This window comes from Schaalia hyovaginalis (assembly GCF_014208035.1).
Classification (GTDB): Bacteria; Actinomycetota; Actinomycetes; order Actinomycetales; family Actinomycetaceae; genus Pauljensenia; species Pauljensenia hyovaginalis.
Window position 1 is genome coordinate 633420 of record NZ_JACHMK010000001.1, and the last position, 12999, is coordinate 646418.

Below are 12999 nucleotides of genomic sequence, written 5' to 3' on the forward strand. Positions count from 1 at the left end.
CGGAGAACGATTCATGAAGCGCTCATTCACGCGCGTCGGCGCCCTCGTCGGCGCCCTCGCCCTGATGGCGGGCCTCTCGGCCTGCTCCTCCTCCACCTCCTCCAAACCCGCCGAATCGATGCAATCCGCCCCGACGGAGGCCGCCGCCCCCGGCGAGGACGCCGGATTCGACGAATTCCCCCTCGGCGATGACGTCTTCTCGGGCCCCCTGAAGATCTCGGGCGTCTACTTCCAGCCGGTCGACATGGACCCCCAGGTCCAGACCCCGGCCTCCGAGGCCTCGATGCACATCGAGGCGGACATCTCCGCCGTCGAGGGCAACGACCTCGGCTACGGCGTCGGCGACTTCATCCCCGGCCTCACCGTCGAGTACAAGATCCTCGGCGAAGACGGCAAAGCCGTCCTCGAGGGCACCTTCATGCCGATGAACGCCTCCGACGGCCCCCACTACGGCCTCAACCTCCCCAAGCTGGACGCCGGAACCTACACGGTCCAATTCATCGTCCACTCCCCGGAGGAGAACGGCTGGCTCCTCCACACCGATGAGACCACCGGTGTCAAGGGCCGCTTCTGGACCGAGCCGATCACGGCCGAATTCACGAACTGGAAGTGGGATCCCAGCGCCGTCGAGTGGTGAGACGAAGCGCGGGCCGGAGGCGGCTCCGGCCCGCGCGCCCCGCCCGATGAGCCGCAGCGAGCACAAGGAGGACGAGTCATGATCGAGCAGATGGGGCAGACGACTCTCGTCCTGCTCCTCAGCGCGCTCGCCGTCGCAGTGGTCGTCCCCGCCGTCCCCGCGGGCGGGCGCGGGCGCTCGGCCCGGCGCATCCGGACATGGACGATCGGAAGCGGTCTCGCGCTCGGCCTCCTCGCCTCCCTCCTCCTCACCGTCGTCAACACCCTCGCCCCGAAAGCCGTCAATCGGCAGACCGTCGCCCTGTGGAGCCTCCCTCTCGCGATCGGCCTCGCGATCGCGGTGGTCGTCCTCGTCCTCCTGCGGGCGCGCCGCCCCGGGGGCGCGCCGATCCTCGACACCCCGCTGCGCCTCCTCATCGCCGCCTACATCGCCCTCGTGCTCTTCCGGAGCGCGCCGAGCGCGATGGCCCAGGCCGTCATGCTGGTGCCCGCGGGAAGCGGGACGCCCTCCACCCAAACGGTCCTCGCCTTCACCGGATACGTCCTCGGCTGGGCGGCGGCCGCCCTCCTCGGCGCCCTCGCATGGAAGCTCACCTCCCTCGCGCACAGGCGCTGGCCCACGGTCCTCGTCCCCGCCGTCCTCGCCCTCACCCACGCGCTCCTCATCATCCGCATCCTCCAGGCCCAGCGGGTCATCGAGATGTCCAACTCGGCCTTCAAGGCCCTCTCGTGGTTCATCAACCACGAAGCCGTCTTCCCGCTCGCGGGCATGTCCGTCCTCCTCGTCCTCGCCGCCCTCACCTGGGCCGAGGGGAGGACGATGCCCAGGAGCGGGGCCAACCCCGCCGAAGGGCGCCTCAACCGCGCGCGGGCCAGGCTCTGGAAGACGATCGCCGGGGCCGCCGCGGGGGGCTACCTGTGCGGGGCCCTCCTCATCACCCTGGGCGTGGTGGTCGGATCCGCCGAGGTCGAACTCTCCGAACCGGAGTCCTACTCGGTCGTCGAGGAGCAGGCCGTGATCGATATCGCCAAGATCTCCGACGGGCATCTCCACCGCTTCGTCTACACGACGAAGTCGGGGGTCGAAGTCCGCTTCATCGTCATCCAAAAAGCCGGATCCTCCTTCGGGGTCGGCCTCGACGCCTGCGAGATCTGCGGTCCGAGCGGCTACTACGAGAAGGACGGGAAGATCATCTGCAAGCTCTGCGAAGTCGCCATGAACATCGCGACGATCGGCTTCAAAGGCGGATGCAACCCCATCCCCATCGAATACACGGTCTCGAACGGCTCGCTGACCGTGCCGTTGAGCGTCCTGGAGGCGAGTGAAGGGGTCTTCGCATGAGGCGGAACGAACGCCGCATCCTTGTCGCCGTGCGACGGGGGCGGCGCTGATGTTCATCAGGATGCTCTCGCGCGCCCTCGTGCGGCGCGGAAACCGTCATCTCCTCATCGCCCTGACCGTCGCCCTGGGGGCCGCGGTCGCAGCCTCCATGCTCTCGGTCATGTTCGACGTCGGGGACAAGGTCAATCAGGAGCTCAAGTCCTACGGGGCGAACATCGTCGTCCGCCCGCGCGGAGCCGCCGTCCTCGAAGACCTCTACGGCGCGCAGGGGGCCGGCGAGTCCTATCTGCGCGAAGACGAGCTCCAGAACATCAAGACGATCTTCTGGACCTACAACATCCTCGACTTCGCGCCCCTCCTGCCCGTCGAGGCCCTCGACGCCGAGGGCGGGCCCGTCACCGTCACGGGCACGTGGTTCTCCCACCATCTCGACCTGGCGACCGGGGAGAGCGTCGACACGGGCCTGGACCGTCTGCGCGGATGGTGGACCATCGAGGGGGAGTGGGCCTCGCAGTCCGATCCCGCGGGCGTCATGGTCGGTTCCTCCTACGCGGCGAAGCGCTCCTTGAAAGCCGGCGATCCCCTCGTCCTCAGCCGCGGGGAGGAGAGGATCGAAACCGTCATCACGGGCGTGTTCGATTCCGGGGACGAGGCCGACGAAGGGGTCTACGCCCCTCTCGCCCTCGCGCAGCGGCTCCTCGGGCGCCCCGGGGCCGTCGGGTCCGTCGAAGTCTCCGCGCTGACGACCCCGGACAACGATCTCGCCCGCAAGGCGGCGAGGAACCCCGGTTCGCTGTCGGTCTCCGAACGCGAAACCTGGTACTGCACCGCCTACGTCTCATCGATCGCCTACCAGATCGAAGAAGTGATGACGGACTCCGTGGCGAGGCCCGTCCGCCTGATCGCCGAATCCGAGGGCACGATCCTGTCCAAGACCCAGCTCCTCATGATGCTCGTCACCCTCCTGGCCCTCGCCTCCTCGGCCCTGGCCATCGCGAACCTCGTCACCGCGAACGTCATGGAGCGCTCCTCCGAGATCGGGCTCATGAAAGCCATCGGGGCGAAGAACGGCTCGATCATCGCCCTCTTCCTCGCTGAGATCTCCCTCGTGGGCGGCGTCGGCGGCCTGATCGGCTACGGGGCGGGGATCGGCCTCGCCCAGATCATCGGGAAGGCGGTCTTCGGCTCGGCGATCGCCTTCGCCCCGATCGTCATCGTCCTCGTCGCCGTCCTCGTCCTCCTCGTCGTCCTCGGCGCCTCGGTCCCCGCAATCCGCTACCTGCTGCGCCTCAACGCGGCGGAAGTCCTCCACGGAAGGTGAGCATGAGCCGTCGCACGATGTTCTGGCGGATGGTCATGTCCTCGATCATCCGTAGGCGCTCCCGGGTCCTCATCGCGATCCTCGCGGTCGCGATCGGCGCGACCACCCTGTCGGGCCTGGCGACGATCGCCATCGACGTCCCCGCGCAGATGGCCCGGGAAGTCCGCTCCTACGGGGCGAATCTCGTCGTCTCCCCGGGCCCGGGCGCCGCCTCGCTCGACGAAGCGGCCCTGGCCGCGGTCGAGCGCGCCGTCCCGAAGGACCTCCTCGTCGGCTCCGCCGCCTTCGAATACGCGACCGTTCTCATCAACGACCAGCCCTTCATCGCCGCGGGGAGCGACCTGGCCTCGGTCCGCGCCATGAACCCCTACTGGTTCGTCGAGGGCGCCTGGCCCGGCGGCGACGGGGAAGTCCTCATCGGGGAGGAGATCGCGCAGACCATCGGCGCGAACCCCGGCGACCGGATCCTCGTCTCCGCCCTCCTCGACCCGAAGCGGGACCCGGCCGGGCAGTCATCGCGGGCCCAGAAGGACGAGCCCCTCTCCCTCCTGGTCTCCGGCGTCCTCAAAACCGGCGGCAACGAGGACGGCTACATGTACACGGGCTCCGCCGACATTCAAGGGATCACCGGGGCCGAACCCGCCCCGAGCATCGTCGAGTACTCGATCGCCGCGGAGTCCGAGCGCCTCGCCCAGATCGCCCAGTCCATCGAGAGCGGGGCGCAGGACGTCTCGGCGCGCGTCGTCAAACGCCTCGCCGCCTCCGACTCGGGGGTGCTCGACATGCTGCGCTCCCTGCTCGCGATCATCACGGGAATCGTCCTCGCCCTCACGATGATCGGCGTCTCGACGACGATGGTCGCCGTCGTCGCCGAACGCCGGACCGAGATCGGCCTCCGCAAGGCCCTCGGCGCCTCGTCGCGCTCCGTCATCGTCGAATTCGTCGGGGAGAGCGCGCTGCTCGGACTCGTAGGGGGCTGCTTCGGCGCCCTGTTCGGCTACGCCCTCGCATCCGGCGTCGCCCTCAACGTGTTCCACCGCAGCGTCGACGCGCCGGTCCTGATCCTCGTCATCACCGTCCTCGCCTCCATCGGCGTCTCCGTCCTCGCCTGCCTGCCCCCGGTGAGACGGGCCGCCGCCATCGATCCGGCCCTCGTCCTGCGCGGAGAATGAAGGAAGAAGCATGACTGAAGAAGAACGGACTCGTCCCCTCCTCGACCTGCGGGGGGTGTCGAAGATCTACGGGGACCTCCACGCGATCGACGAGATCAGCCTGCAGGTCCCCCGGGGCCAATGGCTCTCGATCGTCGGCCCCTCGGGCTCGGGGAAGACGACCTTGATGAACATCGTCGGCTGCATGGACACCCCCTCGCGGGGGACGGTCCTGCTCGACGGGCACGACATCTCCGACCTCACCCGCGATGAGCTCACCGAGATCCGGCGCGACACGATCGGCCTCGTCTTCCAGCAGTTCCATCTCATCGGCCACCTCAGCGCCCTCGAGAACGTCATGGTCGCCCAGTACTACCACTCGATGCCCGACGAGGCCGAGGCCATGGAGGCCCTCGACCGAGTCGGCCTGGCCGATCGGGCCTCCCATCTTCCCCGTCAGCTCTCCGGCGGCGAGCAGCAGCGGGTGTGCGTCGCGCGCGCCCTCATCAACTACCCGAAGCTCATCCTCGCCGACGAACCGACCGGCAACCTCGACGAGAGGAACGAGGAGATCGTCCTCGACCTCTTCGGCCAGCTCCACCGCGAGGGGACGACCCTCATGGTCGTCACCCACGACGCCCGGGTCGCGGGCTGCGGCCAGCGGGAGATCGCCCTCGAGCACGGCAGGGTCCTCAAGGAGACTCTGCACGAGCAGGACCGCCCCTTCAGGGCGACCGGAAAGGACAAGGCCGCACTGCGATGAGGAACGCTTTGGGGATCGGGGCCGTCGGACTGGGCGCGATGATGCTCGCGGCCTGCTCGCCCTCGTACACGATCGACATGTCGGTGCCGATGAGGGACGGGGAGTGGAGCGCGCGTTCGAATCCGGACGATCAGGGCGCCGTCGGGGTCATCACGATCAGCGTCGAGGGCGGCGACATCACGAAGACCGTCTACGAGACGAAGCGCGCCGACGGCTCGGACAAGGACGGCGAGTACGGGAAGGACTCGTCGGGCCAGGTGTTCAACGAGGACTATTACGCCCGGGCGCAGAAGGCGGTCGAGTCCTTCGCCCGCTACTCCCAGCAGCTCACCGATGAGGACGACCCCTCGAAGGTTGATGTCATCTCCGGTGCGACCGTCGCGCACAGCCAGTTCATGCAGGCCGCAATCCGGGCGATCAGCGCCGCCCAGGGGGTCGAGGACGCCGGCGCCGACCGCATCGACATCCCCGGTCTGAAGGACTCGACGGGCGAGGGGGACCCGGGGCTCGACGAGGACCTCGGCGGGACCGGGAAGCAGGGGTGATGGGGGCGCTCATCGATCTGTCCCTCCCCCTGGCGGGGGGCGAGTCCGATTGGCGATTCTCCTTCCCCGCGATGGGGACGCGCATCGATGTTGCGGGCCGGGGCGGTGATCCCGCCGCGATCGCCCGCGACTCCTGCGCGCTCGTCGCCGAACTGGAATCCCTGTGGTCCGTCTTCCGCAGTGATTCGGATGTCTCCCGCATCAATGCGAGTACCGACTGGTGCCCGGTGGACCGGCGCAGCGACGCGCTCCTCCGTGACGCCGTGGAGCTGTCGGAGGCGAGCGGCGGCGCCTTCTCGCCCCTGGTCGGAGCGCTCGTCGAGCTCTGGGGCCTCAAAGGAGCGCGGAGCCCCGGGGCCGGGGGTGCCCGGCCCGCGCCGACGCCCTCGGATGAGGAGGTCGAGCGGGCCGTGCGGGCCTGCGATCCCTCGCGTCTTCACAGGGATTCGAGGGGGCGTTGGCGCATCGCCGGGGATGAGGGGCCGCGGCCCCGCCTCGATCTGGGCGGCATCGCGAAGGGGGAGACGGCTGATCGTCTCCGGGACGCGGCGGCGAGTGCGGGCGCGGAGGGGGTCCTCGTCTCCGTGGGCACCTCCTCGATCGCGGTTCACGGCTCGCGCAGGGACGGGTCCGCCTGGCGCGTGGGCCTGCGCGATCCCGAAGGGCCCGAGGATTCATGGGGCAGTCGTGTCGATCTCGCCCGGGGCTCCCTGTCCACTTCGGGAGCACTGCTCCCCGGGGCCGCCTCCCCCTTCGCCCGGCACATCCTCGATCCGCGCTCGGGGCGTTTCGCGTCTTCGGGGATCCGCCAGGCGACGGTGATGTGCGCCTCGGGGGTTCTGGCGGAGGTGCTCTCGACGGCCCTCGTCGTCGGGGGCGCCGATTGCGTCGATGAGGAGGCGGTCCGCCGCTGGGCGCAGGAGCGGGGGGTCGGGTGCGGATGGGAGTTCGTCCTCATGACCTCCGAAGGCCCCGTGCGCTCCGGCGGGGCGCCTTGGGCTCCTCGGAGCGACTGATGCCCCTGAGTCGAGGGCGGGGCCGGCGGGGCCGAGGGGGGGAGATTGTTTATCAAGGATTAGAAAACAAAGTGTAGTCTTACCTTCGTGATGCTCTCGAAGTGCCCCAGGAACAGCCACGGCCGTCTCGTGCGGATCGACGTCGACCCCGCGCACAGGCTCCGCCTCCAGGAACTCGGACTGCGACCGGGCACGGAGTTCTACCTCGCCAACCGCGCCGCCTTCGGCGGCGTCGTCCTCAACATCGCCGGCACCCGCGTCGCGGTCGATGCACGCTCCGCGAAGCGCATCGACGTGGAGGTCGCCGCATGAGCTGCCCGAAATGCGCACCCTCATCGGCCCCGTCCGCCGTGGCGAACCCGGTGCCCGAAGAGCACGCAGAACGCCTCAGGGTCGATCCGACGATCGTCCTCGTCGGCAACCCGAACGTCGGCAAGTCGACCCTCTTCAACCTCGTCACCGGCGCCCGCCAGGCCGTCGTCAACGCGCCCGGCACGACCGTCGAGGTCATGGCCGGCGCATGGACCGCCGTCGGCGCCCGCATCCTCGACCTGCCCGGCACCTACTCCCTCATCGCGAACTCCCTCGACGAGCAGGTCGTCGTCGACACCCTCGCCGGAGCGCCCGGATCCTTCACCGACCCCGCTCGGGGCCGGGGCATCGACCTCGTCCTCGTCCTCCTCGATGCGACGGCCCTCACGCGCTCGCTCTACCTGCTCGCGCAGGTCGCGCGCACGGGCCGCCCCGTCGCCGCAGTCGTCACCCTCTCCGACGTCACCGCCCACGAGGGCGAGACGACCGACGTCGCCTCGCTCGGCCGCGCCCTCGGCGTCCCCGTCATGGCGATCGACCCCCGCTCGCACAAGGGCCTCGACGCCCTTGAAGACATGGTCCGCGCCGCCCTGCGGACGCGGCCGCGCGTCGCGGGCATCGAGCCCGATCCCGCGGCCCCCGGGTACAGCGCGACCGCCGCCCTCGGCGCCCTCGAGATGGCGCAGGAGGAGCGCGGCGCCGACGAGGCCCTCGACCCCGAATGCGGCTGCGGGCGCGGCCTCGACTGCCTCATGCGCGAGCCCGCCCCCGATTCCTCGGCCGCGGCCGCCGCGGCGAAGATGCGCGAGAAGGATCCCCTCGCCGTGGCCGACGACCTCTTCGCCTGGGTCGAGGGGGTCGAGGCCGACGCCTTCGGCGCGCGCGCCGACCAGGCGAAGCCGTCGCGATCGGACAGGATCGATCGGCTCCTCCTCCATCCGGTCGTGGGGATCCCCGTGTTCTTCGCGCTCATGTGGTTCCTCTTCAAAGTCGCGGGCGAATGGGTCGGGCCCGTCCAGGACTTCTTCGATGCGCTCTTCACCTCCGAGGACCCGGGGGCCGTCTCCCTCGCCAACCTCATCAACGCCGGCCTTGCGGCCCTCGGCTGGCAGGGGACCTGGCTCCACGGGCTCCTCGTCGGGGGGCTCGCGACCGGCCTCGGCGTCGTCGCCTCCTTCCTCCCGCTGATGTTCGTCATCTTCCTCCTCATCTCGATCCTCGAGGACTCCGGGTACATGGCCCGCGCGGCCTTCCTCGGCGACCGGGTGATGCGGGCGATCGGGCTCGACGGGCGCGTCATCATGCCGCTCATCATGGGCTTCGGCTGCAACCTCCCCTCCCTCGCCGCGGTGCGCACCCTGTCGAACGCGCGCCAGCGCCTCATCACGGTGCTCATCACCCCCTACACCTCCTGCGCCGCGCGGCTCACGATCTACCTCATGATCGCCAGGATCTTCTTCCCCGTTCATGCGGGGACGGTGATCTTCGCGATGTACGTCCTGTCGATCCTGCTCGTCATCATCGCGGCCCTCGTCCTGCGCCCCTTCCTCAACAGGAACGCGAGCGAGGCCCCCCTCATGCTCGTCCTGCCCGCCTATCAGATGCCGCGACTGCTCGTCACGCTCAAATCCACGTGGCTGCGCGCCTGGGCCTTCGTCAAGGGCGCGGGCAAGGTGATCGTCCTCATGACCCTCGTCGTGTGGCTCATGTCGGCGATCCCCGTCGCGGGCGGCTACTCCTTCGCCGATGAGGAGCTCCCGATGGAGGACTCCGTTTACGGAGCGACCGCCCAGCTGCTCGTGCCCGCCTTCGAACCGGCGGGCTTCGGGGACTGGCACATGACGGGCGCCCTCATGACGGGCTTCGTCGCCAAGGAGACCCTGATCTCCTCGATCGTCACCTCCTACAACCTCGACCCGGCGACGGCGGGCGATGCGGAGGAGGGCGGCTCCGACCTCGGCTCGCTGCCCGAACTCATCACCTCTACCTTCCAAGGCACGGCGGGGGACGCCGCGCCCCTGGCGGCCTTCGCCTTCATGGTCTTCGTGCTCGCCTACACGCCCTGCCTCGCGACCGTCGCCGAGCAGGCGCGACAGGTCGGCGGGCGGATCACCGCGGGTGCCGTCGGCGTGCAGCTGGTGGCGGCCTGGCTGTTGGCGGTCGCGATCTTCCAGATCGGAAGACTCTTCCTGTGAAGCTGCTGGGGCGCGGGCGGGGCGCGTCCTCGGGGAGCGCGCGGCAGCTGCCCGCGCCGCGTCCCATCGGGGTGCGTCAGCGCCTGTTCCTCGCCTTGAGCCGAGGGGCGACGGTGAACGCAGCGGCGGCTGAGGCGGGGATGCCCGCTCAGATGGCGGCGCTCATGGTCGATGAGATGCAGCGTCAGGGGCTGCTCGGCAGGGCCGAGAGCCTGTGCGCCTCGGGATTGGGCGCCTGCGGCGCAGGCGCGGGGGAGGAGGCGCGCCTGCATTGCGCGGGGTGCCCGCTCCTGCCCGTCGGCTTCGCGAGTCGGTGACCCGGAGGGCGCGCGCATCGCTCAGGAGGCGTGTGCGCGGAGGGCGCGCACCGAGGGCGGTCCGGGCTGAACGGATGGGCGAGTCCGCCGCGCATTCTTGCGAGAGGTAACAATTTGGGACCGAAGTCCCACCTTCGCAAAAGTAGGACTTAAGTCTCATTTATGGTGGCCGAGTCCCCGTCCTCTCCTCAAGGCAGCCCGAAGGAGTGCAGCCATGAGCGTTCCCATCACGCACGCATCGACATCAACGCCACGCGCCCTCGACGAAGAAGCGCCCAAGGCGAGTCAGTGGAGGCGGCAGGTCATCGGCATCGTCGGCGGCCTCGCCCTGGCCCTCCTCGCCTTCTTCCTCTTCCCCGCCTCGGGCGTCGATCAGGTCAATGAAGTCGCCGCCGCTTCGGCGGGCGAAGACTTCGTCCCCTTCACCGACCTCGGTCTGCGGGTCGTCGTCTTCGCGGCGGTCCTCCTCGGAGTCTGGTGGATGACCGAAGCGATCCCCCTCGCCGCCACGGCCCTCCTCCCGCTCGTCATCTTTCCGGCCTTCCAGGTGGCGAGCTTCAAAGAAGTCGCCGCCCCCTACGCCTCGGACACGATCTTCCTCTTCATGGGCGGATTCATGCTCGCCCTCGCGATGCAGAAGTGGAACCTCCATCGCAGGATCGCCCTCGGGGTCGTCCTCCTCGTCGGCGCCCAGCCCAGGCGCCTCGTCCTCGGATTCATGATCGCGACGGGCTTCGTCTCCATGTGGGTCTCCAACACGGCGACCGCGGTCGTCATGCTCCCGATCGGCCTGTCCGTCCTCAACCTCGTCGCCGGGCTCGTGGGCGGGATCGAGAAGGTGAAGAAGTTCGCGACCGGCCTCATGCTCGGCATCGCCTACGCGGCCTCGATCGGCTCGGTCGCCACCATCATCGGCACCCCCCCGAACGCCCTCCTCGTCGCGACCCTCTCGGAGAACTACGGGATCGACATCGGCTTCGGCCAGTGGATGCTCGTCGGCGCCCCGCTCGCCATCGTCTTCATGGCTTTCGCGTGGTGGCTCATGGTCTACGTCCTCTTCCGGCCCGAGATCTCCGAGATCCCGGGCGGGCGCGAACTCATCGAGGGCCAGTGGAAGGAGCTCGGCCGGATGAGCCGCGGTGAAGTCATCGTCGCCGTCGTCTTCGTCCTCGCCGCGCTGTCCTGGGTCTTCGTCCCGATCGTCCTCGACTTCACCGGATCCGAGCTCAACATCTCCGACTCCCTCATCGCGATGGTCACCGCCGCAGTCCTCTTCCTCATCCCCGCCGACGTCCGAACGGGCACGAGGATCCTCGACTGGAAGACCGCGAACGACCTCCCGTGGGACGTCCTCCTCCTCTTCGGCGGCGGCCTGTCCCTCTCCGCGATGTTCTCCAAACTCGGACTCTCCCTCTGGATCGGCGAGCAGGCGAAGGGGCTGGGCGCCTTCCCGATCGTCGTCATCATCGCCGCAGTCGCGGCGCTCGTCATCTTCCTCACCGAGCTCACCTCGAACACCGCGACGGCCGCGGCCTTCCTCCCGATCATGGGCGGGGTCGCCACGGGAATCGGCATCACCGCGGACAATCCCATGAACGTCATGCTGCTCGTCGTCCCCGTGGCGCTGGCCGCGACCTTCGCCTTCATGCTCCCGGTGGCCACCCCGCCGAACGCGGTCGCCTACGGCTCCGGCTACATCAAGATCGGCGACATGGCGAAGACCGGCCTGTGGCTCAACCTCGGGGGCATCGTCCTCATCACCCTCGCCGTGTACTTCATCGGCGTTCCCGTCTTCGGGCTCACCCTCTGAGGGGAGGGCTTCGAAGGGATCCGGATCCCGGAACGAAGGCGATGCGGGTGGGCGGGTCGAGCGCTGCGGCGAGCAGCGGCGCTCGACCCGCTCCGTGCGTCGAAGGGACCCTACGCTGCCCCTATTTCGGAAACCGAGTTGAATGAGAAGAGTTTCTTCCTTGGTGTCGACCCAGCTCGCCGCCCCAGCCCCGCCCTCGTGGCGGAAACCCTGAAATCGCCGACAAAATGCCTCGCCACCTGCGCTGATAGAGGCGCATGCGGACGTAGACTTATGCCGTTCCACAGGGCGGCAACGGGCGAAGGAGCCCCCGCCGAGCACGGAGGCGACAGCCCGATGACGAGGAGGTCATGCGCATGAGCGACGAGGCTGCGAAGACCGGCAGGGAGAATGTCGGACGCGAATGGTTGATCCCCTACGGACTCCTCTACACCGGTCAGAACCTCGCATGGTCCGGCCCGGTCCAAGTCCTCATCGCCCTCCAAGTCCTCGCATTCCGCCCGGAGGACAAAGAGACGTCCTTCGCCCTCCTCATGACCATCGGCGGCGCCTGCCAAGTCATCGGATCCCTCCTCGGCGGCATCCTGTCCGACCGGACCCGCTCGCGCTGGGGCAAGAGACTGCCCTGGATCCTCATCGGCAACGCAGTCGCAGCCGCCTGCCTCGTCATCCAAGCCTTCGCGCCCTCGTACGCGCTCCTCTTCGCAACCTGGTCCATCTTCCAGATCTTCCTCGCGATCGCCGGATCCTCAACCCTCTCACTGCCCCCGGACGCGGTGCCGAGGCGCCAATTCGGCCTCGTCTCCGGGGTGCAAGGGGCGACCTACACGCTCGGCGTCGTCGGAGGAACCCTCATCGCGGCCCTCGCAGGGGTCGAGCTCGGCTACCTCATCTCCGCAGGCATCGTCGTGCTCTTCGTCGCGATCTTCGCGGCATCCGGCGCGTGGAAGCGCGGCCTCGTCGGCACCGGATCAACCACCGACATGCTCCTCGCCGAGGGCGAGGAATCCCTCGCCAAGGGATACTCCGACTTCATCTGGGTCTTCATCGCACGCTTCGCCATCAACCTCGGCAACTACGTCGCCCTCTTCTACCTCCTCTACTTCCTGCGCGACCGCATCAGACTCGCGGATCCGGAGACCGGGGTCCTCATCCTCACCGGCGTCTACGCCCTCTTCGTCATCATCTCGACGATCATCGGCGGCATGTGGTCGGACAGGGTCGGGCGCCGCAAGCCCTTCTACCTCGCCGCAGGAGTCGGCATCGCCCTCGCCTGCGTCCTCATGGCCATCGCCACCACCTTCCCCGCGGCGATTGCCGGCGCGATCATGCTCGGACTCGTCTGGGGACTGTTCACCGCGGTCGACCAGGCCCTCGTCAACTCCGTCCTGCCCGTGCCCGGCAAGCGCGCCAGGGACGTGGGCGTCATGACCGTCGCCATCGCGGCCGCGAACATCGCCTCCCCGCTCTTCGCCGCCTTCTCCCTCGGACACCTCGGGGGCTACCCCGGCCTCTACCTCGCCTCGGGGGCCCTGGTCCTCGTCGGATCACTCGCGATCCTCCCCGTCCGCTCCGTCCGCTGAGCGCAGCG

General features: G+C 69.0%; 12 protein-coding genes. All 12 read left to right on the forward strand.

What is annotated here, in order from left to right; all coding sequences use genetic code 11:
• The first annotated feature begins 13 nt into the window (after positions 1 to 13).
• The 12 genes from HD592_RS02675 to HD592_RS02730 all read left to right on the forward strand — a co-directional run bounded on the left by HD592_RS02675 (position 14) and on the right by HD592_RS02730 (position 12991).
• Positions 14 to 637, forward strand: coding sequence for an iron transporter (locus HD592_RS02675; RefSeq protein WP_184451694.1), 624 nt, complete (start codon positions 14 to 16; stop codon positions 635 to 637).
• Positions 638 to 715: 78 nt separating this feature from the next.
• Positions 716 to 1978 (forward strand): DUF2318 domain-containing protein, encoded by a 1263-nt coding sequence (locus HD592_RS02680; RefSeq protein ID WP_184451697.1) that lies wholly within the window; start codon positions 716 to 718, stop codon positions 1976 to 1978.
• 49 nt (positions 1979 to 2027) lie between these two features.
• Positions 2028 to 3299: an ABC transporter permease gene (locus tag HD592_RS02685; protein WP_184451698.1), complete on the forward strand. Its 1272-nt coding sequence runs from the start codon at positions 2028 to 2030 to the stop codon at positions 3297 to 3299.
• A 2-nt stretch (positions 3300 to 3301) separates the two neighbouring features.
• Positions 3302 to 4471, forward strand: a complete 1170-nt coding sequence (locus tag HD592_RS02690; RefSeq protein ID WP_184451699.1) for an ABC transporter permease — start codon at positions 3302 to 3304, stop codon at positions 4469 to 4471.
• A gap of 10 nt (positions 4472 to 4481) precedes the next feature.
• Positions 4482 to 5213 (forward strand): ABC transporter ATP-binding protein, encoded by a 732-nt coding sequence (locus HD592_RS02695; protein ID WP_184451700.1) that lies wholly within the window; start codon positions 4482 to 4484, stop codon positions 5211 to 5213.
• Positions 5210 to 5758 carry an FMN-binding protein gene (locus HD592_RS02700; protein ID WP_184451701.1) on the forward strand — a complete coding sequence of 183 codons (549 nt, stop codon included), beginning with the start codon at positions 5210 to 5212 and terminating at the stop codon, positions 5756 to 5758. The genes HD592_RS02695 and HD592_RS02700 overlap by 4 nt, the downstream gene beginning before the upstream one ends.
• Complete coding sequence (locus HD592_RS02705) at positions 5758 to 6774, forward strand: FAD:protein FMN transferase (RefSeq protein WP_246429970.1); 1017 nt, start codon at positions 5758 to 5760, stop codon at positions 6772 to 6774. The genes HD592_RS02700 and HD592_RS02705 overlap by 1 nt, the downstream gene beginning before the upstream one ends.
• A gap of 90 nt (positions 6775 to 6864) precedes the next feature.
• A complete protein-coding gene (locus tag HD592_RS02710) occupies positions 6865 to 7086 on the forward strand; it encodes a FeoA family protein (RefSeq protein ID WP_184454365.1) in 222 nt (73 codons plus the stop codon).
• Complete coding sequence (gene feoB / locus HD592_RS02715) at positions 7083 to 9281, forward strand: ferrous iron transport protein B (protein WP_184451703.1); 2199 nt, start codon at positions 7083 to 7085, stop codon at positions 9279 to 9281. The genes HD592_RS02710 and feoB overlap by 4 nt, the downstream gene beginning before the upstream one ends.
• Positions 9278 to 9598, forward strand: a complete 321-nt coding sequence (locus tag HD592_RS02720; RefSeq protein ID WP_320657783.1) for a hypothetical protein — start codon at positions 9278 to 9280, stop codon at positions 9596 to 9598. The genes feoB and HD592_RS02720 overlap by 4 nt, the downstream gene beginning before the upstream one ends.
• A 214-nt stretch (positions 9599 to 9812) precedes the next feature.
• Positions 9813 to 11408 carry an SLC13 family permease gene (locus HD592_RS02725; RefSeq protein ID WP_184451705.1) on the forward strand — a complete coding sequence of 532 codons (1596 nt, stop codon included), beginning with the start codon at positions 9813 to 9815 and terminating at the stop codon, positions 11406 to 11408.
• Between the two features lie 356 nt (positions 11409 to 11764).
• The gene (locus HD592_RS02730) at positions 11765 to 12991 is read left to right on the forward strand and encodes an MFS transporter (RefSeq protein ID WP_184451707.1); all 1227 of its coding nucleotides are present in this window, start codon (positions 11765 to 11767) and stop codon (positions 12989 to 12991) included.
• The last annotated feature ends 8 nt before the right edge of the window (positions 12992 to 12999 follow it).

What these genes read in the sequence shown, in the direction of transcription:
- HD592_RS02675 (WP_184451694.1), top strand. Translation starts at nt 14, where the DNA reads ATGAAGCGCTCATTCACGCGCGTCGGCGCCCTCGTCGGCGCCCTCGCC.
- HD592_RS02680 (WP_184451697.1), top strand. Translation starts at nt 716, where the DNA reads ATGATCGAGCAGATGGGGCAGACGACTCTCGTCCTGCTCCTCAGCGCG.
- HD592_RS02685 (WP_184451698.1), top strand. Translation starts at nt 2,028, where the DNA reads ATGTTCATCAGGATGCTCTCGCGCGCCCTCGTGCGGCGCGGAAACCGT.
- HD592_RS02690 (WP_184451699.1), top strand. Translation starts at nt 3,302, where the DNA reads ATGAGCCGTCGCACGATGTTCTGGCGGATGGTCATGTCCTCGATCATC.
- HD592_RS02695 (WP_184451700.1), top strand. Translation starts at nt 4,482, where the DNA reads ATGACTGAAGAAGAACGGACTCGTCCCCTCCTCGACCTGCGGGGGGTG.
- HD592_RS02700 (WP_184451701.1), top strand. Translation starts at nt 5,210, where the DNA reads ATGAGGAACGCTTTGGGGATCGGGGCCGTCGGACTGGGCGCGATGATG.
- HD592_RS02705 (WP_246429970.1), top strand. Translation starts at nt 5,758, where the DNA reads ATGGGGGCGCTCATCGATCTGTCCCTCCCCCTGGCGGGGGGCGAGTCC.
- HD592_RS02710 (WP_184454365.1), top strand. Translation starts at nt 6,865, where the DNA reads ATGCTCTCGAAGTGCCCCAGGAACAGCCACGGCCGTCTCGTGCGGATC.
- feoB (WP_184451703.1), top strand. Translation starts at nt 7,083, where the DNA reads ATGAGCTGCCCGAAATGCGCACCCTCATCGGCCCCGTCCGCCGTGGCG.
- HD592_RS02725 (WP_184451705.1), top strand. Translation starts at nt 9,813, where the DNA reads ATGAGCGTTCCCATCACGCACGCATCGACATCAACGCCACGCGCCCTC.
- HD592_RS02730 (WP_184451707.1), top strand. Translation starts at nt 11,765, where the DNA reads ATGAGCGACGAGGCTGCGAAGACCGGCAGGGAGAATGTCGGACGCGAA.